Origin of the sequence: Vibrio sp. B7 (genome assembly GCF_963888765.1) — a bacterium.
Lineage (GTDB): Bacteria > Pseudomonadota > Gammaproteobacteria > Enterobacterales > Vibrionaceae > Vibrio > Vibrio anguillarum.
This window is the reverse complement of record NZ_CAWPKR010000022.1, coordinates 118,622-145,248: the sequence shown is the minus strand read 5'-3', so window position 1 is coordinate 145,248 and position 26,627 is coordinate 118,622. Positions and strand designations below refer to the sequence as shown.

At 46.1% G+C, this 26,627-nt stretch carries 20 protein-coding genes; 15 read left to right on the top strand and 5 right to left on the bottom strand.

Going from position 1 to position 26,627, the window contains the following annotated elements; genetic code table 11:
* Positions 1-240: 240 nt before the first annotated feature.
* The 7 genes from AACV32_RS08585 (at position 241) to AACV32_RS08555 (ending at position 9,330) form a co-directional block, all read left to right on the top strand.
* A complete protein-coding gene (locus tag AACV32_RS08585) occupies positions 241-1,248 on the top strand; it encodes a LacI family DNA-binding transcriptional regulator (protein WP_017050242.1) in 1,008 nt (335 codons plus the stop codon).
* A 30-nt stretch (positions 1,249-1,278) separates the two neighbouring features.
* Positions 1,279-2,526, top strand: coding sequence for an extracellular solute-binding protein (locus AACV32_RS08580; RefSeq protein ID WP_094132777.1), 1,248 nt, complete (start codon positions 1,279-1,281; stop codon positions 2,524-2,526).
* A 94-nt stretch (positions 2,527-2,620) separates the two neighbouring features.
* Positions 2,621-3,607, top strand: a complete 987-nt coding sequence (locus tag AACV32_RS08575; protein WP_013868154.1) for a carbohydrate ABC transporter permease — start codon at positions 2,621-2,623, stop codon at positions 3,605-3,607.
* Between the two features lie 4 nt (positions 3,608-3,611).
* Positions 3,612-4,478 (top strand): carbohydrate ABC transporter permease, encoded by an 867-nt coding sequence (locus AACV32_RS08570; protein ID WP_017044900.1) that lies wholly within the window; start codon positions 3,612-3,614, stop codon positions 4,476-4,478.
* A gap of 80 nt (positions 4,479-4,558) precedes the next feature.
* Positions 4,559-5,653: an ABC transporter ATP-binding protein gene (locus AACV32_RS08565; RefSeq protein WP_017046900.1), complete on the top strand. Its 1,095-nt coding sequence runs from the start codon at positions 4,559-4,561 to the stop codon at positions 5,651-5,653.
* Positions 5,653-8,253, top strand: a complete 2,601-nt coding sequence (locus AACV32_RS08560) for a glycoside hydrolase family 3 protein (protein WP_170894911.1) — start codon at positions 5,653-5,655, stop codon at positions 8,251-8,253. The genes AACV32_RS08565 and AACV32_RS08560 overlap by 1 nt, the downstream gene beginning before the upstream one ends.
* A gap of 63 nt (positions 8,254-8,316) precedes the next feature.
* On the top strand, positions 8,317-9,330 hold the full coding sequence (locus tag AACV32_RS08555; protein WP_026027775.1) for a LacI family DNA-binding transcriptional regulator: 1,014 nt from the start codon (positions 8,317-8,319) through the stop codon (positions 9,328-9,330).
* A 37-nt stretch (positions 9,331-9,367) separates the two neighbouring features.
* On the opposite strand, the gene AACV32_RS08550 is transcribed toward AACV32_RS08555, so the two are convergent.
* On the bottom strand, positions 9,368-10,924 hold the full coding sequence (locus tag AACV32_RS08550) for a methyl-accepting chemotaxis protein (RefSeq protein ID WP_170894910.1): 1,557 nt from the start codon (positions 10,922-10,924) through the stop codon (positions 9,368-9,370).
* 235 nt (positions 10,925-11,159) lie between these two features.
* Here AACV32_RS08550 and AACV32_RS08545 point away from each other — a divergent pair, with 235 nt between their 5' ends.
* Positions 11,160-14,078 carry an alkaline phosphatase family protein gene (locus tag AACV32_RS08545; protein WP_170894909.1) on the top strand — a complete coding sequence of 973 codons (2,919 nt, stop codon included), beginning with the start codon at positions 11,160-11,162 and terminating at the stop codon, positions 14,076-14,078.
* Positions 14,079-14,174: 96 nt separating this feature from the next.
* Here AACV32_RS08545 and AACV32_RS08540 read toward each other — a convergent pair whose 3' ends face one another.
* Positions 14,175-14,705, bottom strand: a complete 531-nt coding sequence (locus tag AACV32_RS08540) for an RNA methyltransferase (protein ID WP_370685849.1) — start codon at positions 14,703-14,705, stop codon at positions 14,175-14,177.
* Positions 14,706-14,901: 196 nt separating this feature from the next.
* Here AACV32_RS08540 and AACV32_RS08535 point away from each other — a divergent pair, with 196 nt between their 5' ends.
* The 5 genes from AACV32_RS08535 (at position 14,902) to AACV32_RS08515 (ending at position 19,303) form a co-directional block, all read left to right on the top strand.
* A complete protein-coding gene (locus AACV32_RS08535) occupies positions 14,902-16,230 on the top strand; it encodes a sphingomyelin phosphodiesterase (RefSeq protein WP_170894908.1) in 1,329 nt (442 codons plus the stop codon).
* A complete protein-coding gene (locus tag AACV32_RS08530) occupies positions 16,231-17,178 on the top strand; it encodes a hypothetical protein (RefSeq protein WP_249339479.1) in 948 nt (315 codons plus the stop codon).
* Between the two features lie 83 nt (positions 17,179-17,261).
* Entirely contained in the window at positions 17,262-17,783 is a 522-nt protein-coding gene (locus AACV32_RS08525; RefSeq protein ID WP_026027777.1) for a DUF2058 domain-containing protein, read from the top strand.
* 180 nt (positions 17,784-17,963) lie between these two features.
* On the top strand, positions 17,964-18,887 hold the full coding sequence (gene dmeF / locus AACV32_RS08520) for a CDF family Co(II)/Ni(II) efflux transporter DmeF (protein ID WP_170894907.1): 924 nt from the start codon (positions 17,964-17,966) through the stop codon (positions 18,885-18,887).
* Positions 18,887-19,303: a MarR family winged helix-turn-helix transcriptional regulator gene (locus tag AACV32_RS08515; RefSeq protein ID WP_170894979.1), complete on the top strand. Its 417-nt coding sequence runs from the start codon at positions 18,887-18,889 to the stop codon at positions 19,301-19,303. The genes dmeF and AACV32_RS08515 overlap by 1 nt, the downstream gene beginning before the upstream one ends.
* A gap of 53 nt (positions 19,304-19,356) precedes the next feature.
* Here AACV32_RS08515 and AACV32_RS08510 read toward each other — a convergent pair whose 3' ends face one another.
* Complete coding sequence (locus tag AACV32_RS08510; RefSeq protein WP_170894906.1) at positions 19,357-20,826, bottom strand: serine protease; 1,470 nt, start codon at positions 20,824-20,826, stop codon at positions 19,357-19,359.
* 275 nt (positions 20,827-21,101) lie between these two features.
* On the opposite strand from AACV32_RS08510, the gene AACV32_RS08505 reads away from it, so the two are divergent.
* Both AACV32_RS08505 and AACV32_RS08500 read left to right on the top strand, forming a co-directional pair.
* On the top strand, positions 21,102-21,653 hold the full coding sequence (locus AACV32_RS08505) for a YbhB/YbcL family Raf kinase inhibitor-like protein (protein ID WP_088729779.1): 552 nt from the start codon (positions 21,102-21,104) through the stop codon (positions 21,651-21,653).
* Positions 21,654-21,667: 14 nt separating this feature from the next.
* Positions 21,668-22,510: a helix-turn-helix transcriptional regulator gene (locus tag AACV32_RS08500; RefSeq protein ID WP_212752684.1), complete on the top strand. Its 843-nt coding sequence runs from the start codon at positions 21,668-21,670 to the stop codon at positions 22,508-22,510.
* A gap of 13 nt (positions 22,511-22,523) precedes the next feature.
* On the opposite strand, the gene AACV32_RS08495 is transcribed toward AACV32_RS08500, so the two are convergent.
* Both AACV32_RS08495 and lldD read right to left on the bottom strand, forming a co-directional pair.
* Positions 22,524-25,364 (bottom strand): FAD-binding and (Fe-S)-binding domain-containing protein, encoded by a 2,841-nt coding sequence (locus AACV32_RS08495; RefSeq protein WP_373568404.1) that lies wholly within the window; start codon positions 25,362-25,364, stop codon positions 22,524-22,526.
* 69 nt (positions 25,365-25,433) lie between these two features.
* On the bottom strand, positions 25,434-26,570 hold the full coding sequence (lldD, locus tag AACV32_RS08490; RefSeq protein ID WP_170894904.1) for an FMN-dependent L-lactate dehydrogenase LldD: 1,137 nt from the start codon (positions 26,568-26,570) through the stop codon (positions 25,434-25,436).
* Positions 26,571-26,627 lie beyond the last annotated feature (57 nt).

Sequence of the window (26,627 nt, the reverse complement as noted above, 5' to 3'; positions counted from 1 at the left end):
CACATTAGTGGCCCTTTTTTATTTACGGTAATCGGCCACCATCTTTTTCTCTCTTCCGATTGCCATGAAACAGTTTCATGGCTGCCTGGGAAACTGCTGTGGCTTTCAATGTTTAGATAATTGTCATTTGTGTGCCTAGTTCGATGTGATTTCTCTCACGCTAAAGCGAGGGGATATCTTGAATACTAGCTCATGAAAGCGGTTTCTTGTTGGTTTTGTCAGTAATGTTGTGAGGCGAGAGTGGCGACAATTAAAGATGTGTCTGATCATGCAGGTGTATCGCAAGCGACGGTGTCGCGGGTGATTAATGGAACTAGCCGTGTTAGCCACGATAAAAAACTCAGAGTCGAAAAGGCGATTAAAGATCTTGGTTACCGCCCCAATTCTATTGCTCAAGCACTGGCCTCAAGCCGTACGGGAAGCATCGGCATCATAGTACCGGAATTAGGGGGCCCTTTTTATTCAAGCATTTTGCACAACATTGAAGAGCAATTGCGTAAGTTTGGCTACCACGTCGTCGTGACAGCAGGCTCGAACACAGAGCAAGGACAAAAAGAGTCGGTGCAATTTCTGCTAGGTCGCCGAGTCGATGCATTAATTCTCCATACTCAACATCTAACCGATGACTACTTGATTGAATTGGATCAACAAGGGGTTCATTTGGTGCTAGTGAACCGTTTTATTCCTGAAATGGCCAGCAGCTGTATTGACATTGATAACGAGATAGGTGGCTTTTTGGCAACACAGTATTTACTCAGTCAGGGTCATCAACGAATTGCTTGTATTACTGGGCCATTGGATAAATCTGATGCGCGAGGCCGTTTGCAAGGCTACCGAAAAGCGTTGGAAGAGGCTGGGCTTGACTATGAAGAAGCGCTCGTGTCTGAAGCTGGTTTTACCGAAGAATCCGGCGTCAAAGCGATGCGCAAATTACTGATGCGTCACTGTGAATTTAGCGCCGTATTTGCTTCAAACGATCATATGGCATTTGGTGCATTTGAAGAGTTGCGCCGTGTCGGGTTGCAAATACCACAACACATATCCTTGGTTGGATTTGACGATATTTTATTCGCGCGTTACCTCACCCCAGCGTTAACGACCGTGAATTTCCCTCTTGAACAGATGAGCTTAGAAGCGGTTCAGCTCGTTATTCAAAAGCTGCACAAAAACAAACGCGACGTGAACTTCAAATTATCCCCTTCGTTGGTGATACGAGACTCCGTCAAAAATTTACTCAACACCCTATAAACCTAACAATAAAGATATTAAGGATGAATCATGAAATTTAAGACCTTAGTGCTATCAAGCGCCGTGGCTTTAGGATTTTCTTCGCTTACATATGCTGCCGACCACACCATCCGTTTAGACGGTTTCCCCGACTTTGATAGCAGTTTGAAAGTCTTATTGCCGGACTTTGAACAAAAGAGTGGTATCAAGGTTGACTATTTAATGAATAACCACGGCGACCACCACACCAAGCTGACGACGAACCTTGCCACAGGATCCGGAGCGGGGGATGTGATTGTGGTTGATGTAGAGAAAATTGGTCCCTTTGTTGCCTCCGGTGGCTTAGTCAATTTGTCCGAAAAATATGGCGCGGACAAATTCCAAGACCATTTCGCACCTTATGCTTGGGCACAAGGCAAGGGTGGTGATGGCAATATGTATGGCATTCCTGTCGACCTTGGCCCTGGCGTGATGTACTACCGAACCGATGTGTTTGAAAAGGCGGGGATTGACATCAATCAAGCGATAAAAGATTGGGACTCCTACATCAAAGCCGGTGAAATATTGAAGAAACAAAACGTACAGCTGATTGCATCCGCCGCTGATGTAGCACAAGCGATCATTTTTACCACGGTTCCTGACGGCGAAGGATTGTATTTTGATAGTAAGGGGAATTCAGTCGTCACTTCCGAACGTTTTGTACATGCATTTGAAGTGGCAAAAACGATTCGTGAAAAAGGGCTAGATGGCCGAATTTTGGCATGGTCTAACGAATGGTATGAAGGTTTCCGTAACGGTACTTTTGCCACTCAGCTTTCTGGTGCGTGGTTACTCGGACATCTGAAAAACTGGATTGCGCCAGATACAGCAGGCAAATGGGCCGTATCAAACCTTCCTGATGGTATTTACGGCAGTTGGGGCGGTTCATTTCTCTCAATCCCTACTCAGTCAAAACATCAAGATGAAGCGTGGAAGCTGATTGAGTACATGACAACCAACCGTGATGTGCAGCTTAAAGCGTTCGAAACGATTGCCGCGTTCCCCTCTAATGTCACGACTTACGATGACCCAATGTTCAATGAAGAAATTGAATTTCTAGGTGGTCAAAAAGCGCGTTTGTTGTTTGCGAATGTGGCAAAAAACATCAAACCAGTCGCGCCTGCGAAAGGCGACCATGTGGCTCGTTCTATCATCTTAGAAAATGCACTGATGGAAGTGTTGGATGAAGGCAAAGACATCAAAGCCGCACTGAAAGATGCAGAACGTTTGATTCAGCGTCGTACCCGTAATATGCAATAGCACGGTCATCATTAAAAAGAACCGCCAGCGGTGCTGGTGGTTCACTAAGCGTAAGTTATAGAAGGCATGATGTTATGCCTAAGAGGTCGTTATTATGAATCACGTTACGAGCAACGCTGTGCAAGCGCCATCGGGTCGACGTTTTTTTTCTCACCTGAGTTTGAAAGCGCTTACACCGTACGGGTTTCTATTGCCGTTTTTGATTATTTTTTCTGTTTTTGGAGTTTTTCCTCTCCTGTTTTCTGTCTATCTCTCTTTTCATGCGTGGAACCCCGTCGAAGGGGTTGCCGCCATGAATTATGTGGGATTTGATAACTACCAAGTTGCACTGACCGACCCTTGGTTGTGGCGTTCATTAAGCAATACATTGTGGTTGGCGATAACCTCGGGCGTCGCTCAACATTTAGTGGCTATTCCAGTGGCCTATATTTTGGTTTCATTGGGCGATCGGCTGCGTCATTGGCTGACATCCGCTTATTTTTTGCCATTCATTACCTCAACGGTGGCGGCGTCGCTCATCTTCTTCAATATGTATTCACCCAATTCGGGCATCATCAACCAAAGCTTAATGGCTTTAGCTGATAGCAGTGTCTTTGGCTGGGCATTTTCTTGGCTTAATGAGTATCAACCTATCCGTTGGTTAGATGATGCCAACATGATCAAACCCTCGATTGCCATCATGGTTTTTTGGAAATACACCGGTTTTAACATCGTGTTGTACACCACAGGTTTAATGACCATTCCCAAAGAAATTTTAGAGGCCGCGCGGATGGATGGCGCTAACGCCTTTCGCCGTTTTTGGAATATCTCACTGCCGATGATTCGCCCTTTCGTTTTCTTTGCCGTCACCATGACGATCATTGGCAACTTACAACTGTTTGAAGAACCGTTTGTATTAACGCGCGGCACCGGAGGCGTAGGCCAAGCGGGCTTAACCATCTCAATGTATCTCTACAAAGTGGGTTGGGAGTGGCTAGAGATGGGCACGGCATCCGCTATTTCTTGGCTGCTGTTTGCGCTGATTGCAACTTGTACTGCGATTCAGTTTTTCTTCTTTGGTAAAAAAGGGTTGGGGGAGTAATAGCATGTCAATCCACGCTTTAAAACTCAGTGATCGCAGCATTGAACTCATCACTAAAGTAATGATGGCGCTACTGGCGGTTGTATTGATTGTCTCGGCGTTGATCACTGTTTTCCCATTTTTGTGGTCGGCGCTGCTGTCAACGCGCGATCGTACGGAAATCTTCGGTTCAGGCATCAGCTTTGCCATTGGGGATAGCTTAGCCATTAACTATGCAAAGCTGTTGCAGATTATGCCGTTTTGGCAGGCGATGTTTAACTCTATCTACATTGCCTTTTTAGGCACCACTATCTCACTGTTGTTTTGCAGTATGGGCGGTTACGCGTTTGCTGTGTTTCAGTTCAAAGGTAAGAACGCGCTATTTGGCATGTTGGTGGCTTCCATGATGATCCCACCCGTCTTGAGCTTGATCCCCTATTTTATGATCGTGAAATTTCTGGGTTTGATGGATAACCACATGGCGGTTTGGCTGCCGTTTACCACCACTCCATTTGGGATTTTTCTAATGCGCCAACACGTGATGGCCTCTATTCCTAAAGAGTTATTAGAAGCGGCCAAACTCGATGGCGCGGGAGAGTTTCGTACTTACTGGAGCGTTGTTTTGCCGTTGATGAAACCAGCGTTGGCAACACTGGCGATTGTACAGTTTGTCTTTTTCTGGAACAGCTTTATGAATCCGTTAGTGGTGCTCACATCGCCAGAAAACTACGTCATTACTCAGGCGTTACGTAGCGTGCAAGGCATTCCAAATACGCCTTGGGGTGCGGTGATGCTTGGCACCACCATTTCTATATTGCCGTTGGTGACTATCTATCTCTTTGCGTCCAAACAGATGATAAGCGGCTTAACATCCGGTGCAGTAAAAGGCTAATTGGCCTTTAATCCCTCATTTTAGTTACTCATGCTGGCGTGGTTTTGTTGAAAGAAGGCGCAGTGTGAAGGAGAAAAATTATGGCAAAAGTTGAATTTAAGAACATTAAGAAGTCGTTTGGTCATGTGGATGTTGTTAGGCATTTTGATTTCACGGTGAATGATGGTGAGTTTGTGGTATTTCTTGGCCCATCGGGTTGCGGAAAATCAACCACATTACGCATGCTGGCGGGTCTGGAGTCGATTACGGCCGGTGATATTTACGTTGGTGACAAGTGGATGAATAACGTAGATGCCAAAGATAGAGACTTAGCGATGGTGTTCCAAAGTTATGCGCTTTACCCACATATGAGCGTGTATGAAAACATCGCGTTTGCATTGAAGTTAAAAGGCATGCCAAAAACTGAAATCGATAAGGAAGTGCGTAAAGCGGCAAAAATGTTAGAGCTTGACCCGCTCCTTGAGCGTAAGCCTAAAGAGTTATCCGGCGGTCAACGCCAACGCGTGGCGATGGGGCGTGCCATGGTGCGTACGCCAAAAGTGTTCTTGTTTGATGAGCCACTTTCTAACTTAGATGCCAAACTTCGTGGTGTGATGCGCGAAGAGATCAAGCAGTTACATCGTCAGCTTAAAACCACCACTATTTATGTTACGCATGATCAAATTGAGGCCATGACGCTCGCTGATCGCATTGTGATCCTCAAAGATGGCTATGTTGCGCAAGTCGGTACGCCAACAGAGGTGTTTCAACGCCCGGCGAACAAATTTGTGGCGCAGTTTATTGGTAACCCTTCGATGAACATGCTTGATGCACAACTTATCCAGCAAGATGGTGAATGGCTTATCCAACTGGGTGACATCTTTATCCCGCTTCCCGAGCGATTTAAAGCGCATGCGTCTAAAAACCTCGCATTGCATGTCGGTATTCGCCCCACCGATATTCACTTACGCGCAGAACAAGTTAACCATGAACGCGTCTTGCCAATCGCCGTTACGCTCAAAGATAAAGAGTTGCTCGGTGCGAGTATTTTATTGAAAACCCATGTTGCAGGCCAGCCTTTGATGGTGGAAACCCAAGCGGCAGAGGTAGAGGTGACGAAGGTTACACTCTATCTCGACCTAGATGCGATTCATATTTTTGATGCGCTGAGTGAAAACTCATTGGCCAGTTTTTAATGGTGAACAAGACGATGACAATAATAAAGCAAGCCCCTTATTTCGACGTTTGGCCCAAAATAGAATCAGCAATCAAAGCTGACCCTGAAATTGAACAGCAAGTAGCAAGAATCATAGGGTTGATGACCTTAGAAGAAAAAATTGGCCAGATTATCCAACCAGAAATCCGCGATATTACGCCGCAAGAAATCATCGATTATAAGATTGGCACGGTACTTAATGGTGGTGGCTCTTGGCCAAACAGCAATAAACATGCACCAGCCAGTGAATGGGTAGCGAAAGCCGATGAATACTGGTTTGCCGCAGAAAAAGCTTATCAAGGTCGCCCATTTCATATTCCGTTTATGTGGGGGACTGACGCAGTACACGGCCACAATAACGTCTTTGGCGCAACCGTATTTCCGCACAATATTGGGTTGGGGTGCGCGCGCAATCCTGCTTTAATTCGCAAAATTGGCCGTATTACCGCGCTGGAAATCGCCGCGACGGGTATTGATTGGACCTTTGCACCAACCGTGGCCACCCCTCGTGATTTGCGTTGGGGGCGCTGTTATGAAGGTTACTCTGAAGACCCTGAAGTGACTTATGTTTATGCCAGCGAAATGGTCGCAGGTTTGCAAGGTGATGCCATTGACTTACAAGGTGAGCACCATGTGATCTCAAACGTCAAACATTGGGTGGGTGATGGCGGCACAGTGAATGGTGTTGATCGTGGCAGCAATACTTACAGTGAAGATCTGCTGCGTAACGTGCATGCCATGGGCTATTTCAGTGGCCTTAATGCCGGTGCGCAAGTGGTGATGTCTTCATTTAATTCGTGGGATAACCAAGCGAACTACGATCACGCACCGCACATTTCAGGTGATTACAACCTCAAAATTCATGGCAGTAAGTATCTACTCACTGATGTTTTGAAAGATCAAATGGGCTTTGATGGATTAGTTGTAACCGATTGGCATGGTCATTCTGAAGTCAGTAAATGTACCGATGGGAATGCGACTTACGCTATCAATGCGGGTAACGATATTTTAATGATCCCTATTCGTGAGCATTGGCAATCAGCCTATCGTCAAGCGGTGAGCGATGCCAAAAGTGGAGTACTGAGCCAGAGCCGAATTGATGATGCTGTGACGCGTATTTTACGGGTGAAAATGCGCGCGGGTTTATGGAAAAAACCGCATCCTTCAGCGCGAGCTTTGGCTGGTCAGCAGTCACTGATTGGTTGCTCTGAACATCGTGCTATCGCTCGCCAAGCCGTGCAGCAATCGATGGTACTGTTGAAAAATAACAAGGGTATTTTACCGCTCAAACGTGGGTGCAAGGTTGTGTTAACGGGCAGCGGCGCCAATGATTTGCAAAAGCAAGCGGGCGGGTGGAACCTCACTTGGCAAGGGGATGAAAATAACTTAGCCGATTTCCCCGGAGCCACCACAGTGAAAATGGCGTTAGAAGCCGAATTGGGCATAGATAATGTTTGCTACGATCCAGAATTAGCAGGTGATTGGCAAGCGGGTGATATTGCAGTTGTGGTGTTTGGTGAAGATCCTTATTCTGAAATGATGGGTGACATCAAAGCGTGGCAATCTTTGGAGTTTTCAACCTTGAAACGTCGCTACCGAGCAGATAGCGAAAAAATCAAAGCATTTCATAAGCGCGGCGTAAAAGTGGTATCGATTTTCTTTAGCGGTCGTCCACTGTTTGTCAATGAAGAAATATCCTTGTCTGATGCTTTTGTTGCGGCATTTTTACCCGGCAGCGAAGGACGTGGCATTACTGATGTTTTAGTGGCTAAAGAGAATGGTGAAGTTAATATCGACTTCACTGGTACCTTGTCATTCAGTTGGCCCAATAAAAAGCGCAGCACCTGTGTGAACCGTATTCCTCCTCATATTCCCAACTATGTCGTGCCTGAATGTGAGCAGTCTCCTGTTGGGGAACATGCTCCTTTATTTGAATACGGTTATGGGCTTAATTATGCTGAAAAAAAACAAACTCGAGATTTAGATGACCTTGATTTAGATATCGACTCAGAAGAAGCAAAATGGCAAGCAACACGTGCAGAGCATCTGTATGGCATTATGGCGACGATAGGCGATTATCAACTTAAAGTGTCGGATGCTGAACATTGGATGGGCGTGGATGTCTCACGCAACAACGTGATGAAACTCGGTGCTGTCCGAACTAAGCCGTATAACTACCAGCAGCAGCAAGACGCCGTTGAGGTAGAAATTCTGGGGGGTGGAGCAATGGTTTATGCGCAAACGGGGCTAGGGCAAGCGGAAGATTTCAGCCATTACGATAATGCGCATGGTGTGGTCAGTTTTGAGATTAAAGTGCTCAGAGCGGCAACAGAACCTGTTTATTTGTCACTGCAACGCGCCGTTGTTCCTGGGTGTTTGGGGGATATTGATAACGTGGTTAAAGTGGACGTCAGCCACTACTTTTCCACCATCAATGATAGCTTTACGCGCGTGAACATTGCTTGTTCACATTTCTCTGAGCAGGGATTAAGTTTTACTCATCTCGACACGCCCTTCTCATTATTTACTAATGGTGAGTGTCAATTTGTGATCGCCAATATATGTTGGGATACACAGTAAAAAGAAACGATAGACTCCTTCTCCGTGTGGAGAAGGAGTGCTTCTAAAGGGCCAAACATCGCCATGAGAAAATCAAAGAAAGCACCCACTGTTTATGATGTCGCTAAGCTTGCCGAGGTTTCGGCAAGCACTGTCTCTCGTTTTTTGAATCGCACAACTTACGTATCGGATGAAAAAAGCCAAAATATTGAACGTGCAATTAAAACCCTTGGCTACAAACCTAGTTACCCAACCAGTCATCTAGGCAATAAGCGTTCGATGACTATTGGTGTATTAGTGCAGCACGCAGAGAGCCCTCACACCAGTCGAATTCTGAATGACATGGAGAAGGTATTAATGACCCAAGGGTATTCACTGGTGATTGCCACAGGTCAGTGGCAGAAAAACTTGGAAGCACATGCACTGGAGTATCTTGCCAGAAGCAATGTCGATGGAATGATCATAGTGACAGGCAGTTTAAAAAGCGATCAAATCCTCAAATATGCTCAATCGATTCCCATCATTGCTGTCGGCCACCAAATTGTTAGTAATAATGTACGTTGCATTAATGTGGACAATGTACTCGGCGGTTATATTGCCACCTTGCACCTATTGCAATTAGGGCACGTGAACATTGCTCATATAAAAGGGCTCGCTAATCAGCCTGATTCAACCGCCCGTTTCACTGGCTACCAAAAAGCGCTTCGTGAAGCGGGAATTAAGCCTATGCCTAAACTCATTAAACAAGGTGACTTTAGCTCTGAATGTGGGTATGAAAAGACGGTTGAACTGTTGCAGTCGAAAGTCCATTTCTCGGCTATTTTTGCTGCTAATGATCAAACGGCTTATGGTGCCATTAAGGCGTTAACTGACCACGGTGTGCGAGTGCCAGATGATGTTTCAGTGATTGGTTTTGATGACTTACCTGTCTCTCAGTATTTCACTCCGGCCCTAACGACATTGCGTCAACCAATTGAAGAGATCGGTGCGGTGTGTGCGCATTCCATTCTCAACTTGCTCAGTGGTGAGAGGCACGATGCTAGGTTACCCCCTATCGATTTAATTGTGCGAGAGTCCACAAAGTCTATCTATCGTTAATAAAAAGCCCTCGTTAGAGGGCTGGTAGGGCATGAAATTATAACCGTCGGAATTGGCGAACTAATGTGCCTTGAGAGCTAAGGTTTACCACTAAATCCTCACATTCATCTCGTGTATCACTGGCCAAAATATTGGTCGCAACACAGACATCACTGATCGATTGAACACTTGAATTCATATCTTCAGTCACGCGTGCCATCTCTTCTACGGCGGTGGCAATTTGTTCATTTCTATCCGTAATATCAATCACTTGTGTAAGTAGCATATTGAGTTTATCGCCAGAGACATTAGCACTATTAACACATAATTTAGATAACTGTGCGCCTTCATGCATCGCATCGACAGCTTGGTGGGTGCTGGTTTGAATCAGCGCAATGACATTTTGGATCTCTTTAGTGGACTCATGGCTGCGTTGTGCCAAGGTGCGAACTTCGTCGGCAACGACCGCAAATCCACGGCCTTGCTCGCCAGCCCGAGCAGCTTCAATAGCGGCGTTAAGTGCAAGCAGGTTGGTTTGCTCAGCGACAGATTGGATCACAATTAACACTTGGCCAATGGTTTTTCCGTGGTCTGCCAATTGTGTGACAACCGATGAAGCGCTGTCTAGTTGGGTTGCGAGCTGTTGCATTGCATTCAATGTATCTTTTACCGAATCCATACCTTCTTCGGCGGCCAATTTTGCTTTCTCTGTTGCGTCTGATGCACTTTGTGCATTTTGTGCAATTTCATTCGCAGTAGAGTGCATTTCATTGATCGCGGCGGCAACTTGTTCCGTTTCTCGTGTTTGACCTTCTAAATTGGTCGCAGTTGTTTTGCAGTTTTTTGAAGATGAATTGGCAGCCTCACCAATTTGTTGGTTTGAATCTTGAATGCGTCCCACCATAGCATTGATCTCGGATTGGCGCATTTTTAACGCAAGTTTGATTTCAGAAATATCATCAATATGGTTGTTATACACCAATTCCATTAGTGGGTTATCAAATACTTTTCGTGCATCAGCACTGAGAGATTCTAAACGGCGAGTTAAATAATAACCGGCAACCATGGACAGTAATAACATCAATACTAAGCCTATTCCCGGAAGAAGAGTATCAGCCATAAAACTGATGCCTGCAATCGGGACTAAGGCGATGGCTAAACGTTGCCACAGGCGAGTCCGAGGCAGCTTTAACTGCCTGGGTGTTTTCCCTGCTTTAAACTGCGCGTAGATTTTTTCTGCGTTAGTGATGTGTTCTCGACTTGGACACAAACGTACCGACTGAAATTCAACGGTTTTGCCATTTTCGACTATCGGGGAAGCAAACGCATCAACCCAATAATGATCGCCATTTTTACATCTATTTTTGACGATACCCATCCAAGATTGGCCGCGTTTTAAGTGATCCCACATATCTTTAAATGCTTCTGCTGGCATGTCAGGGTGGCGCACCATATTGTGGGGCTGGTTTGTTAGTTCCTCTAATGAATAGCCTGCGACCTCACAAAATTCTTTACTAGCATATGTAATATTGCTGCTTGGGTTAGTGACCGATAATAAATTATAGCTAGGTGGAAACTTTACTTCTTTTTGTGTAACTGATTGATTGGTGCGCATGAGACGGTTCCCGAATTAAATAAGTAAAAAATGAATTAAGCCAAGTTTTTCTATCGTGTGATGAGAGTTTTATTTATTTTTATTTCCATTATTTATAGAATCGAATCGGTAAAAAGGCAATGGAACTCGTCATTATCGAATAGTCAATTGGTATCATTATTTTTAATGTGGATATATGGCCGAGTTATAACGGAAATATGACTTACGACTTGACCTTACGAGTAAGCTTGCCACAATGTGCGCATGCAATAACTGTAGGGAAAACAGTATGATATTTTATTCTTTTGGGCGGCTAAAACCCATCGCGTTACTCTTAACCTCTTTACTTTCATCAACCTCTTTCGCTGCTATCAGTGACGCGCCTGTGGTTGGCGGGCTGTTCAATTCGGCGCAAATATTGAAAAATCAAATGGCGTCGTCTTTAAGCTATTCAACGCGCTTTGCCCGTGATTCGACCTTATTTACCATTGCCGGGGTAACACTCGATAGCTATATCCTTATGTTGCCTTTAGATGCAAAAACAAAAGCTCGCGTTATTGCACAAATTTCTACCCCAACTTACGCCATCCCGCTGGGCTACTTTTTATATCAATATTATGATCGTTATACGGGGTTAGAAAATGATGATGTATTTAAACAGTATTTAAGTACTGTTTATGACGCAAAGGTTTTAAAGGGATTCGAGCATAGCCTCTACCATTATGGGGAAGAGGTGGTGAGTGAACAAAAAGAAAATATTAAAGATCAAGGGCATCATGAAGGGATTAAAGTGGATGCCCAATTTATTGCGGCCATGGTGACTGTGTATGATGCCTTGGTTGAAATTGGTGAGTGGCAACAGCTTGAGAGATTGCCGGATCACTATCAATATCTGACGTCAAGTGAACCCGATCGATTACTGATTAATAAAATCCAACCGATAGTGATCCAAATTATTAGTCAGGCTGCTAATGGGATGGATGAAGGAGAGATGAAGCAAGCCCTTTTTGGGGTATTAGAAGATGCAAAGCCAGAAAATACAGCACGTGTGAACAACAAAGCAGAGGCAATCACGGTTACTTTGATTGATTTTGTGCGTATGAACGTATTAAAAGGCTACCGCCAATTTGTCTATCAGCAAGAGCGTGAACAAGCACTAAATTCCTGGTTACAAAAAACATTTGATGATGATCCTCAAGCATTGATTGCGTTTCTCCGCTCTCAGCAACAACGTCGTATGGCAGTGCAGATCACCGTGGATGGTTTGCAACAAGGGCTGATCGAAGGTTTGGTTGACCCGAGTAAGCCATTTATCCGCAAAGCTCACCAAGATCACAACAATCGATTGAGCACGAAGCCCTCTTCAATGGAGGTGGTTCAACCTGAACATCAGCAACAAGTACGTTTCATGCAGATATTGGCTGAGCAGCCTTATCACGATCCACATTACTTGCCGTTTTTTAAACGCTTGTATCGTGATCATCGCGCTTCTATTACTCAAGTGGGCATTTCATCAACACCAACGATCAGTGTGCGTAATTTACCGATCATAAAAACAGGAGCTAAGGTGTCCGGCCAAGGTGGTACTGGCATACCCAATTTCCACTTTGTTGATCGCCCAACCGACCGAGCTTATTACTTTTTTGGTAATGATGCACTGCAGCTTGATCGCTTACTGGTTAAAAACCAAGTACAAACGATGTTTGATCGCCTCGCTTACCTCAACACCCTCAACTGCAATGCGCAATACGATTGGAATGCTCACACCACTTATGATGGTTTAGTGAATTTGGGGGCGGGTGAGGCACTACGTGATTTTGGTGAAAAGCGGTGTGTGCGTGAGCTGAAAGAGCGCGCGATTGTCGAACGTGAACTCCAACAGTTGCGAGCGACATTAGTTGAAGAGGTCACGCGCTATCAGCAGATAAGCAAGTGGGATTTTTATACTCGCTGGACTCGCCATCAAGTGCTTGCTCACCAGTTGAAACAACTTGCACAAAAAGAACTGAAAGGAATGCCCGACTATACGCTGATTTATAATCCATGGCCGGATCATTTTGCTCATTTTAGCGGCCCATTCAGCGATGAAGTCATCATGCCTACTGGGGAACTAAACCGCCTCGATTACTGGCTAGCGCAAATAGAAGCAACCTATCAAGACGCGGGAGTATATGACCGCACGTTATGGGGCATGGCTGGCGATCATGGTTTAGCTCCTGTTTATTTCTCCCTCAACCCAGAAAAACAGATCTTTGAGCCGCTAGCTTCACAACTGGGAATAAAACTCAACGTGAAGAAAATCTCATCGGATGAGGGAGAAGGGCCAAAAATGACGAATGCGATTAACGCGCCGTCAAACAAAGGGATTGATGTGGTCGTCGCTTCCACTGCGGGTGGAAATTTTATGATGGATTTCTTTAATGCAGAAGCTGGATGGGAAGTTCAACCGGTTTATCAAGAGCTGATCCGTTGGCAACCGATCCATTCTAAGCCAGGGCAGCAGGTTGATGTGATCGATGAAACCGTAGCGCGACTTGCTGAAAGCCTAGATTATTTAGTCGTGAGAGAAAAACCATGTGATTTAACAGGCTGTTCTGTACGGTTGATTGGCGAGCGGCAAGGTAAACGAGTGGATGAATGGATTGAAAAAAAGGGTGATAAACTGCGCTATTTTGCTAAATCGGAACAGCCATTGTTGCTTGGCGTTCAGCAGCTAAATGCTTATTTGTCGCCTCCTTCATCTGATGAGCTAGAACATTATGCACAACTCGTCGAACGTTGTGTTTATCACGCTAAAGCGAATCAAGCTGAGACGTGGTGCTCAAGTGCGCAGTGGCGAGAGTTAACACGTTTTACGCCCCGTCCAGATTCGGTTAATCAGCTCGCTGCTATTTATGAAGACGACCGTGCGGGCACCATTAACCTATTTCCTAAAGAGGGCGTTGGCTTTAATACTAAAGTTCCGGGGCGTCATGCGGGTGAAAGCTATCTAGAAAAAGATGCTTTTATCGGTTTTTGGGGGAGTCCAATTGGCAATCAAGCCACGCCGCTCGGTTCAGTCGAAAATGGCTCACTTGCGCCCACTCTTTATCACTATTTAACGGGAGACGAAGTTAAAGTTGGTGAATATGGTTGGGGTTATCCGTCGGTTCTTAAACAGTTGGATATTCGTTAGCGAGAGTTGGCCGTTATGACTGCCAATGAAATAAGTGAGCGTTAGGCTCTATTGAGTGAAGAACGTTCGCTTGTTTCATTGGCTTCGATTGCAGCCTTAAGTGGCTGGTTGATCAGCACGTTTAAACTTCAAACGATTTTTCACATCTCGGCTGCTCAGAATACGTTGGCTGTGGTCAATATCGAGCTTGGATTTTGCCAATCGATCATACAGCAGCACATTGACGCTCGCGGCCAAATTCATGCAACCAATCGTTGGGATGTATACAACCTCACTGGCTTGGTTAACTATCTCTTGTGGAATAGAACCATCTTCAGGGCCAAACACATACAGCGCTTTTTCCGGGTGAATAAACTCGGGCAGTGGTGTGGCCCCTTCTGCCAGTTCAACACAGACGATTTTCATCTCACTTGGCAAGTCCTGCGTGATCTCTACCATCGCGGTGAGCGGGATTTTACTTTGAATGTTTTTTGTGTCGGTTTGAAATTTCACTGCGCGATCATAACGCTCACCACTGTAGCGAACCGCGCACGCTTGGTAGCAACCTGCCGCGCGCATCACACCACCTACGTTGGTTGGGCTTTTAGGGTTACACAAACCAATGATCACTGACATTTCACGTTCCACAAAAAATCCTCTCACAATTTGGGGCGGGCAGTATAACGCTAAAATTTGCCTTGAAAGAAAAAATATCGATAAATCGTTCAATAGTTTTTATATTTTTCGTGACCTTTCTTGGAGTACTCAAACTGTCGTATTTCTTACATCAATATTTCATAGGGGGATGGCTTAATTTATTTTTTCACAGTTAAAGGATGAAAACGTGAAGATTATTAATAAAGTCATGCTATTTGGGTTGTCTCTTGCTGCTCATGCGGTATTGGCGGACACCGATATTTATTTAACCAATAACTCTGCGCTGCCGATGTCTATTACTGTGAAACAGACCGGATCTGATCAGTTGCAACAAGGCAGTGAATGGCAGCAACACAGTGAAACGTTAGGCCCGTGGGAAACCAAAATGGTGCTCAGCTTTAACCGCTGGCAAGGGGTGAAATCTGGCAAAACGTACCAATTTGAAACCATGGTGACTTTGCCGCAAGGGCAGGTTTTCTCTTTACAGCAGAAGATGGAAGGTCATTGGTATAACTCAAGCATTGAGCATGGGGTACAAGCACGAGATATTCCTCTTCAGTGGCAAAATGATCGTGCGGTTCACCGTTATTACTCAACGCAGTTGATTGAACGTCCAACCGAGCTTGCGTTTAAATCCGTCAGCACCACTCGTTACGACGATATTTATTACACCATTACGCCAACGAATACAGAAGAAACACCCGACGCTGAGACCTTAAAAGTGATGACCTATAACGTTTGGGCGTTACCTGTGATTGCTTCAAATATTGCCGAGCGTTTTGCTATCATCCCTCAGCATATCAAAGGATATGATGCCGTAATGCTGCAAGAAGTGTTTGCTGCGGGGCGTGATGCCTTTCTTCGAGAGCTGGCAAAAGAGTATCCGTACCAAACGAAGATGCTCGATAAGTCTGGGGTGAATATCCATGACGGCGGAGTGATGATCGTCAGCCGCTACCCAATTGTTAACCAAGGACAATATGTCTTCCCTGATTGCTCGGGAACTGACTGTTTTGCTGATAAAGGGGTGAATTATGCTGAAATCATCAAAAATGGTCAGGCTTATCATCTGTTTGCAACGCATACTGCCTCGTTTGATACCGATACCGCTCGCGATTATCGCCAACGTCAGTTCAGACAGATGCGCAGTTTTGCACAATCGTTCTCTATTCCCAGCACAGAAACGGTGATTTATGGCGGTGATTTTAACGTGAATAAACGTAAATTTGCCGATGACTATCAAAACATGCTCGCGAATCTTGCGTCAACCGAACCTAGCTACGCAGGCTATACCGAATCAACGTTTGATCCGCGCATCAATGATTTTGCAGGAGAACCCTTATCCGGTGGTGAAAACGTGGAGTACCTTGATTATGTGGTGGTAAGTCAAGAGTTTGCACAACCAAGCGAACAACAAAACCGCAATACTGTGCTGGTGCCAAGAACCACGGACGAGCGTTTATGGCAGCATTACAATTTATCGGATCACTTCCCGGTTAAAGCTGAGATCCGCTAGATGCGTTGGGTTAGGTTATTGATCTGCGTTGCCTTAGTCGGCAGCGCAAGTTATTGGTGGGTGAAGAGGGATGAATTTCCCACTATCCAAACACCCCCCAATAGAATTGAGGTTGCATTGCCGGGCACGGTGCGTTTGCCAGAGCAAAGTAGCGTTGCTTTGCTGGCTAATCGCGATCATCCAACCCATGAAGAGTGGACACTCGTTGGTGAAACGCTGCAAACAGAAATAGGCAAAGCGCTGAGAGAGAGAATAGAGCAGTTTTGGCAGCAGTGTCGTCAGCAAAATGTGTGTGCTGCGCGGCTACAACAACTACAAGTACAGTTGCCCCATGAACGCTATGAGCTGGTTGCACTCTACTGGCAAAAACAGGCGCAACGTGACGCGTTGCTTGGAATGGAACTCATCGGTGAGGATACGGAATTAGGTGACAAAATGGCTTATGTAAAATCGATTGATCAACAAGTATGGGGGCGACAAGCGGATATCTTGTTTGCTGATCAGTACGCTTATTATGATTTTGTACGGCAACCCAATGACTACGAAGGTATTGCTTCCGTAGAAGAGGCGTTGCAGAGCATCGAACAGCGGCTTACACAGCATCAATATCAATGGGATACCTTTTCATTAAACACAGGTAATGCACGCTATGAACAAGCGATTCGGCTGATCCCTCAACATTTATCGTTAGAACAGCGCTTAGAAGTACAACAAGGTTTGGCCGAACTTTACTTAAATGAACATGAGCGCAGTGAGGTGGCCCATCGCCAAATCGAGCAACAAGCGCAGGCTGCTCAAGTCATTGACTACCAGCAAGCGTTAGCGCAGTTAGAAAAGACGCTCTCAAACCAGAGAAAGACAGCCTATGCCACCCTTTCGACAGAAGAGTGGGTGCGCTACGCGGCAAAGCAGCGTTATGAGTTTAGAAAAGCATTTTTTGCTCGTTAGGATGAATAAGATAACCACAGCGCTCTTTATTCACTCGCCATGAACCGTTAAACTCACCAGCAAATAACTGACTTGGATTGATCATGGCAACCTTATCTCTACAAGAGCAAATGCTAAAAGCGGGTTTAGTTAACGCCAAAAAACTCAGCAAAGCGAAAAAGAGCTCTAAAAAATCGCGCGTGCAAGCACGTGAAGTGAAAGCGGCAGTAGAAGCGAATAAAGTCGAGCAACAAGAGCGCGACAAGGCACTAAATAAACAGCAAAAAGAGCAGTTGTTGAGCAAAGAAATTCGCGCTCAAGTAAAACAACTGATTGAGATGAATAAGCTGGATCTAAAACACGGTGAAATCAAATACAACTTTGTTGATGGTAAGTTGGTGAAGTCACTTTATGTCGATTCATTGGTTCGTGATCAACTGAGTAAAGGAATCCTGGCTATCGCGCGTTATGAAGATGGCTATGCTGTCATCCCGGGTGTGGTAGCGGATAAAATCTTCATGCGTGATGAAGAGAGCATTATCGAAAATAAAACTGCCGATGAATCTCTACCTGCTGAAGATGATCCGTACGCGGATTTCGTAGTCCCTGATGATTTGATGTGGTAATTCCTTCCGGCTCTCCTTCTCAATGGAGGAGGGCTCTCGTTCTCCCTTCCTACCTCTACTTTCCACTTAGCTTATTTCCCAATGGTTTCGGTACCAATAGACAGAGTTTGTTGACAATATTTGATAATCAAACTAAATTAAAATCAAATATTTTGATTGTCAAACAAAGTGAGTGGGATTTTGCAGTTTACTACCGAGCATCGTCATAACTTTATCGCTAGCGCAGACCAAAATGAGAAACGCACGTTTTACGTTCTTTTGCTCACGCTTGTCACCATGGTAGCGGAGATCATTTCTGGTACTATTTTCGGTTCGATGGCTTTACTTGCCGATGGTTGGCATATGGGTACTCATGCGGCTGCTTTCTGCATTACGCTGTTTGCTTACCGTTATGCCAGAAAGCATGCACACAGTGAAAAGTTCTCATTTGGTACCGGTAAAGTGAGTGTGTTGGGAGGCTACACCAGTGCGATTGCATTAGGTATTGTGGCGTTGCTGATGGTGGTGGAATCGGTTCATCGTTTATTCAATCCCGAAGCGATTCAATTTAATGAAGCGATTATTGTCGCCATCATTGGCTTGCTGGTGAATTTAGTGAGCATGCTATTGTTGCATGATAACCATCACCACCATCATGGTGACCATGACCATGACCATGACCATGACCATGACCATGACCATGACCATCACGATCACAATTTACGAGCTGCCTATTTGCATGTTCTTGCCGATGCCTTGACTTCTCTTTTGGCGATTGTGGCGCTCTTGTTTGGAAAATATTATGGCTGGAATTGGTTAGATTCTGTTGTAGGCATCGTCGGCGCTGCCGTGATTGCTAAGTGGACAATAGGCCTTATCAAGCAGACTAGCCCTATTTTATTAGATGAAAGCATCGAGCAACCCTATCGACGTTTAATTGAAGAAGAGCTAGCCGCATTTGCGGTGATTAAAGATCTCCATATTTGGAAAATCAGTGGTCATCACTACTCAGCTGCGATTATCTTAGAATCTCATGTTGATAAAACCGTGGCAGAATATAAACAAATATTGGCGAAGTTTGATAAAATCCACCACCTTACCCTTGAAGTTCACCCGATGGCATGATGAGTAATATCGAAAAACTGAATCAACAATTAACGGAATTTTACGACAAGATGTCCTCATGGGAGCAATCTGTGGTGCGAGACACTGGCTACTCCCTGGCGCAGATCCACACCATCGAGGTGTTAGGTATTCATGGCCCGATGAGAATGAAAGAGTTAGCGCAAAAACTCGGTATCACAACTGGTACGCTCACCGTTCAAATAGAGAAGTTAGTGAATGCCAAGTTGATTGAACGCGGCGCGCACCCGGATGACAGAAGATCGATTGTCGTGACTTTAACCGCGGAAGGTCAGAAAATTCATCGCCAGCATAATCAGTTGCATGTGGAGTTAGTGAAAGATCTGACGAGATACTTGGATGCAAACGAAGAAACAGTATTACTCAACAGCCTGCTAAAAATGAACCAAGAGTTTTAAACTATGACCAACCACTTGCGACTTGCAAGTGGTTGGTCAGCTAATTTTCTGTTTTATTCTACCTGTAATGTTACATCAGAAAAATTCGAGTATGCATCGATCATGATATGCAGATCCTCAGCATTTGGCTCTGCTAAGCATTGCTCATTACTTCCTGATTGGTAAGGCCGACAATCAAAGACTCTTTTGGTCGGTGGATTGCCTGAAAGGGTATAGAGATCGGCATCGCCTTGCCCAGAGGTTATCGAAATTTTCACCGCTGTTTGGCGTTCTGATGCAGGTAAAATGAATCGTTTTTGTTGGCCTTTGCTCAAGGTGATGCCAGTAATGCTTTGCCCACGTTGGATGACGCCATCTTGCGGAGGTGGAGTGCCTCCTTTTTTCCCTACGGGCAACTGGTTATCAAAGAATGGTGCAACCTGAGGCCAGATTTTGCTGATTTTGACCCCTTGGTTTTCACATCCCCCAAAGTGATGTAGTGCAATGACTTTATGGCTCTCAGAGGCCAATACAGGTGAACCAGAAGAGCCGCCAATAGTGTCACAAAAATACCCTGTGTCGGTATTGGCACCGCGACCATTGGTAGAGGCTATATCAATTTGGCACATGCCAGAGCCATTTTGATCGCTTTCTATCGCCAACTCTTTGGGGTTACCAGCGCCGTGTTGTGGAATATAAATACCCGTGCCGTAGCTGGGCTCTGAATTGTCTAAGCCTAAGTAACTAAATTGTCCTAGCTGCTCGAAATTAGCCACCGTGAATAATGTGTAGTCCAAGGTATAATCGGTGCTTAATAACTGATCGCCCATGACCTTTACTGTGGTATCCAAGCTACCGCCGCAAGTCGTGCGTTGGTAATTAAACCATACTTCAGTATTTTTTAGTTCAGAGGCTGTTGATACACAGTGGTTATTGGTGATCATGTGATTATTGGGCCCGACACGCCAAGCCGTGCATAAGCTACGGCCATCAATCAGTAGCCTTGCTACGGCGCTACTCCACGCCACTTTTTCAGGGTGTGAGTCGCTCCAACAAGCAACATCTTTTCTTTCATTGATGCCACAGGTTGAAAACAACCCAGAGTTATCAGCGGCTAGGTTCGGTTGTGATAACGTGGCACTTTCATTCCCTGCCATAAAATAGTCAATTGAGATCTGTGCTTGGTCAGGATGTTCACCGGTTTTCCATTCCACGATAACGCTATCCCCATTAATCGAGCGGGCAAATAAAGGCCCGTTCTCTGAACTGTCGTAGGTGATACTTTCATTGCTGTGTGGAGAGCGTAGTGTGACGCTTCCCCCTTTGCTGAGTTGAAACTTATCAAAGTGGACCTTAATAAAGCTGGCTCCCGGCGAATGGATTGGATAGTGAGTGGTTAGAGATTGGTGGGTTGTTAAAGAATGCGGATGGATTACTTTATCCGCAATGGTGGGGAGTGATTCTTTTTCTATTGAAGCAGTCGCTTGAGTAGAACTCAACACCACTGCTGCTATTAAGCCAAGTAGACGTATTGATAATTGCATTTTGATCTCCTCTATGTGGCAATAAATGCCTCATAAAGCATATGAGCCTATGAGAGTATTGGCTCAAAAATAGTCTCGATATGTGTGTAAACTTAATTGTGCGTAATATTGTCAATAGCAGTCCTCTCCAGTAGTCTCTCGATGATGGTAGAGGCATAGACTCAACAAAAAGTATCACTTTTCAATATTTAAAGCGTCAAAATGATACTTTCTGTCGGATGTTGTATGGGTGATGTTGCTAGACTTGTTCATGAACTTATTCATAGGAGAAAACAATGAACTCGACGATTTTTAGCTCGGCCATTGTCACCACGACGTTAACCACCAGCTTATTATTTACAGGGATGGCAAACGCTCTGCAACTCAGCAGCCGTGATATCCAAGAAGGTCACCCGATGGCAAAAACCTTTGAATTTTCAGGCTGGGGTTGTGCTGGGGAGAATCTTTCGCCGCACTTAATTTGGACTGATGCACCACAAGGAACCAAAAGCTTTGCTATTACGGTTTTTGATCCAGATGCTCCGACAGGAAGTGGCTTTTGGCATTGGATTGCGCTGGATATTCCAGCGACAGTGAGTGAGCTAGCGCGTGGGGTTGAAGTCAAAAAGCTCGGTGCAATAGAAACACGTATCGATTATGGCAGCGTTGGTTTTGGTGGTGCTTGTCCGCCAGAAGGGCACGGAATGCACCGTTACCAGTTTACGGTATGGGCTCTCCCGACGGAAAAACTCAATTTGGCGGCCGATGTATCACCTGCGGTGGTTGGTTTTACCCTCAATAGTTTGGCGTTAGAAAAAGCGACGCTGACCGCAACCTATACACGCTAATTCAGGGGGGAGTGATGAATCACCAATACCAAGTCACCACTTTTCGAGCCGCTCAGCAACAAAGGCTGAGAAATGTGAGGATTCACTCTCCAAGCTTGATTCAGATCCAATCTGGCAGTAAAAAACTGTTTCATAAGGAAGAGGCCATTAATCTATCGAGCACTTCGTTATTGTTGTGTGAGGCCTCAGCTTCGCTCAGTTTCGAAAATTTACCAGAACACGGTTACTTCTCTTCAAGGCTGTTCAGTTTCACCTACCGCCCTACCGAGGCGATGCTTGCGTTAAGCGCAAGTCATGATCGCCCAGTTATGTGGCCTGTGATTTCAACCAGCCCCTCACTGAAAAGTTCGCTCAATGCGCTCGCCTCGTTCGATCTTTCGTTAATCAGCCAAGAAACCCAAGCCTACCTACTGATGGTGTTATACCAACAATTGGCTGAGCAAAGTGCGCTGCATTGGCTCTTTGAGAGTAATTCTCTACCCTTTGAGCAGAAGCTGAGAAACTACCTCGCCCAGGCACCAGAAGAAGAACATCCACTTGAGCGGGTAGCAACGCACTTTGCCATGAGCCGCGCGACCTTAATTCGACGCTTAAAGCAACATGGCACCCGTTACCGTGAGGTTTTGGCTGAAGTGCGTGTGAATCACGCGCTGAACTTAATGCAAAGTGGCCAACGAAATATAGCGATATTGGCGCAGTGTTGCGGCTACCAATCGGAACAGCGATTTAATCAACGTTTTCGCAGTCAGTTTGGTTTAAGCCCCAAAGCGTATTTACAAACTCTTGTTATACGAGGTAAAGATACGCCAGATAAAGAGACAAAAAAACAGCCCATTCTATCCAATGAGCTATTTTAAGATTGAGGGTAGATCAAAGCGGTTTAGACACTTCATCAACCAAATACAAAATGGATTGATATGGAATACCGCTGTGGTGTGATAGGCCAATTTCACAGGTACGGCTATTACTGAATCCGCGTTCGCAGTGAGCAGGGACTTGCTCTTTGAGCGGATGAACGGCCGCAGCATTCAGTTCTGGCGTGGTAAAGCCTTTATCGCCCGCCCAGCCGCAGCATTGAATATGCTCTGGCACAATCACTGTGCTGACGCAGGTTTGGGTCAATTTGAGCATGTCGGCTTCCAACCCCATTTTGCGCGCACTACAGGTGATATGCAGCATCACAGTTTCTTCTTTGGCTTTGATCGCTAAAGAATCCAGCAGATACTTATTGACAAAACCGACGGGTTCTAAGATCTCCAGTGGTTTGGTAAATTGTTCAATACTGCGTTTTGCACACGGGCTGGTATCCATCAATACCGGATATTGCCCTTGTTGGCTAGCTTGCCATAACGCGGCTTCTAACTGCTGCGCTTTGGACTGTGCAAGCTCATTCATTCCCTTGCTGTCATAGGGCATGCCACAACATTGGCTGTTGAGCTCGTTAGGTAGAATCACCTCATATCCTGCTTTGTTAAGCAGCGATAAGGTCACTTCGGTTAATGGCCGCTGATCGCCCGCGCTGTTTTGTTGGCCCATATTTCGGCTCGCACAAGAGGGTAGATAGACGACTTTTTTCTCACGGCGCGGCAGGTTTTCTACTGCAATGGTTAAGTTCTGATGATTGGCTTGCGGCAGTTGTGGATACCAAATAGGCGTTTTGCCTTTGCTGAGTTTACGCAAGCCGTTGGTTGCGCCGCCGACTAACTTGTCGCCCAGCCATTTGCTCGCCAATTGGTTGGCACTGAGGCCGATTTTAGCCACGGCTGTGGTGGCGGCAAAGTGATCCGCTGTCCATGTAGCAATGGGGATGAATTTTTGGTATTTCGCGGTGCGCAGCTTTTTCACTAAATCGCCAGTGTTGATGCCAACAGGGCAGCGCTCAGCGCATAAGCCAGTTGCGGCGCAGGTGTCTAATCCTTGGTATTCAAAGACTTTTTCAAGCTCAGAAGCTTCTACCGTTTCACCTTGCGCGCGTCGACGTTGTAGCTCGCGGTACAAGACGATTCGTTGACGGGGCGAGAGTGATAGTGTGCGAGATGGACAAACAGGTTCGCAAAACCCGCATTCGATGCAGCGATCGACCAAGGCATCGGCCGCTGGCATCGGCTTTAGGTTAGCTAGGTGAGAACGCGGATCATCGTTGATTATAACGCCGGGGTTGAGCAAGCCTTGTGGATCAAACAGTGTTTTGATTTGTTGCATTAAGGCGTAACCGTCTTTGCCCCATTCCAATTCCACATACGGTGCCATGTTGCGGCCCGTGCCGTGCTCGGCTTTGAGTGAGCCTTGATATTTCACTGCCACTAGTTCGGCCACTTCATCCATAAATGCGCCGTAGCGGTCGATTTCACTTTGGCTATCAAAGCCTTGTGTAAAGACAAAATGCAAGTTGCCTTCCAGAGCGTGGCCGAAGATGATGGCTTCGTGATAGTGGTAGTGATCAAACAAAGCCTGCAAGTCGCGCACACCATTAGCAAGGCTTTCTACCGGAAACGCCACATCTTCAATGATGACGGTTGTCCCTACTTCGCGCACTGCGCCCACGGCAGGGAACATCCCTTTGCGAATACCCCATAAGGTTGCCACCGTTTTGGCATCGGAGGTGAATGGTACGGATTCGATGATCTGGTAGTCGCTTAGTGCTACCATCACGGCGCTGCATTGTGAGTGAAGTGTTGCGTGATCGCTGGCGTGAGACTCAATTAGCAGCGCCGCGGCTTCTAGATCCAATTGCGCAATAAACGCGGGCATGCCAGCTCTGTCAGCGACAGAGCGCATCGCGCGTCCATCCATCATTTCGACTGCCGCAACTGGGGTTTTGGACAGGGTCGTAACCGCTTGGCTAGCCTGCTCAATATCAGCAAAGACAAGCAGCGCCGAGGCTTTGTGCGCGTGCTCAATGACGGTGTTGTAGGTGATGTCGGCAATAAAACCGAGTGTGCCTTCCGACCCAATCATCAAATGTTCAATGATTTCAATCGGATCAGAGTAATCAACGAGAGCATTTAGGGCGTAGCCAGTGGTGTTTTTTAGGCGATATTTGTGGTGAATAAGCTTTGATAGTGTGTGATTTTGCGCCGTTTGTGCATGAAGTTGAGCAATACCTTCAATCAATTCGGGTTTAGCGATTTTGAATGCAGCGATACTTTCTGGGTTTGCGGTGTCGAGCACGGAACCGTCTGCGAAGACGATCTTCATACTATCGACAGTGCGGTAAGAGTTTTGCGCGGTGCCGCAGCACATACCACTGGCGTTATTGGCGGCGATTCCACCAATTTTGCAGGTGTTAATTGAGGCTGGATCTGGGCCGATTTTGCGTTGAAAAGGGGCAAGGTATTTGTTGGCATCGGCTCCGATGACCCCCGGTTGTAGGGTGATTTTTTTGCCCTCATCGTGAATGCGATGGCCTCGCCAGTCATCGGTTAAGGCGATCAAAACCGAATCAGAAACTGCCTGACCAGATAAACTGGTGCCAGCGGCGCGAAACGTGCAGTGAACGCCAAGCTCGCGGCAGCTTTTAATGGCAAAAATGACCTCATCAAGGCTTTGCAAGCGCAGCACAATTTTCGGCACCAAGCGATAGAAACTGGCATCAGTGCCATAAGCAAGGCGTTTTGCCTGCTGCGTGATGATGCGCTCAGGGTCGATGCGCGTAGCGAGTTGCGTTTCCAGTTGACGATAGGTGGCGTCTGAAAGAGTGCTGGCCATCATTGTTTCCCATTTTAAATTGAGGTTGTGGATAGGTTAACGTGCGGCTACCGTTGGTTTGTCATCATGAGATTAAAGTTTGACTAACGAGTCTCGTGACAAATCGGCAATGGTTTTCGCTCCGGTTAAGGTCATGGCAACGCGCATCTCTTTTTCATATAAATCGAGCAAATTTTCAACGCCGCTTTGACCTTGCGCCGCCAATGCATAAACAAACGAGCGACCCAGCAGCGTACAGTCCGCGCCCAGTGCCAGCATGCGTATCACATCAAGCCCAGTGCGAATCCCCGAATCGACCAGAATTTTCAGGTCGCCCTTCACCGCATCAGCAATTGCAGGTAAGGCTTTGGCGGTTGACAACACTCCATCAAGCTGGCGACCACCGTGGTTGGATACGATAATGCCATCAGCGCCAAAGCGCACCGCGTCTTTGGCATCTTCTGTATCTAGAATGCCTTTAATGATCATCGGGCCGTCCCAAAAGTCGCGGATCCACTCTAAATCTTTCCATGAAATGGAAGGATCAAAATTCTCACCAAGCCAACCAATGTAGTCTTCCAATTTAGTCGGCGTGCCACGGTAGGCAGAAATATTGCCTAAATCGTGTGGCTTGCCGAGCAAGCCGACATCCCACGCCCAGCTTGGGTGTTTCATCGCTTGAAACACTCGGCGCATCGCCGCATTAGGGCCGCTCATGCCAGAATGCATATCGCGGTAACGCGCGCCGGGAACGGGCATATCCACGGTAAACACGAGGTTTTTTACCCCCGCGGCTTTGGCGCGCTCCAACACATTTTTCATAAAGCCGCGATCTTTAAGCACGTAGAGTTGAAACCAAATTGGTCGAGCCAGCGCCGCTGATACTTCTTCGATCGGGCAAACCGATACGGTGGACAGTGTAAAAGGAATGCCTTTATTTTCAGCCGCGCGCGCTGCTTGCACTTCGCCGCGCCGCGCGTACATACCAGTTAAGCCAACAGGGGCAAGTGCAATCGGCATTGCAAGCTGTTCGCCAAACAGTTGTGTTTCTAAACTGAGCTCTGACATGTCATTAAGCACGCGTTGGCGCAGTGCGATGTCGGCTAAATCCGCGGTATTGCGTGTGAGCGTGTGCTCACCGTATGAGCCACCATCAATATAATGAAACAGAAAAGGAGGCAATTTCGCTTTCGCGGCAGCGCGATAGTCGGTGGAGGTTGAAATAATCATAGATTGAATCCTAATTTGTACAGAGCCGCCGCCTAGCGAGCTCTGCATTTATTACAC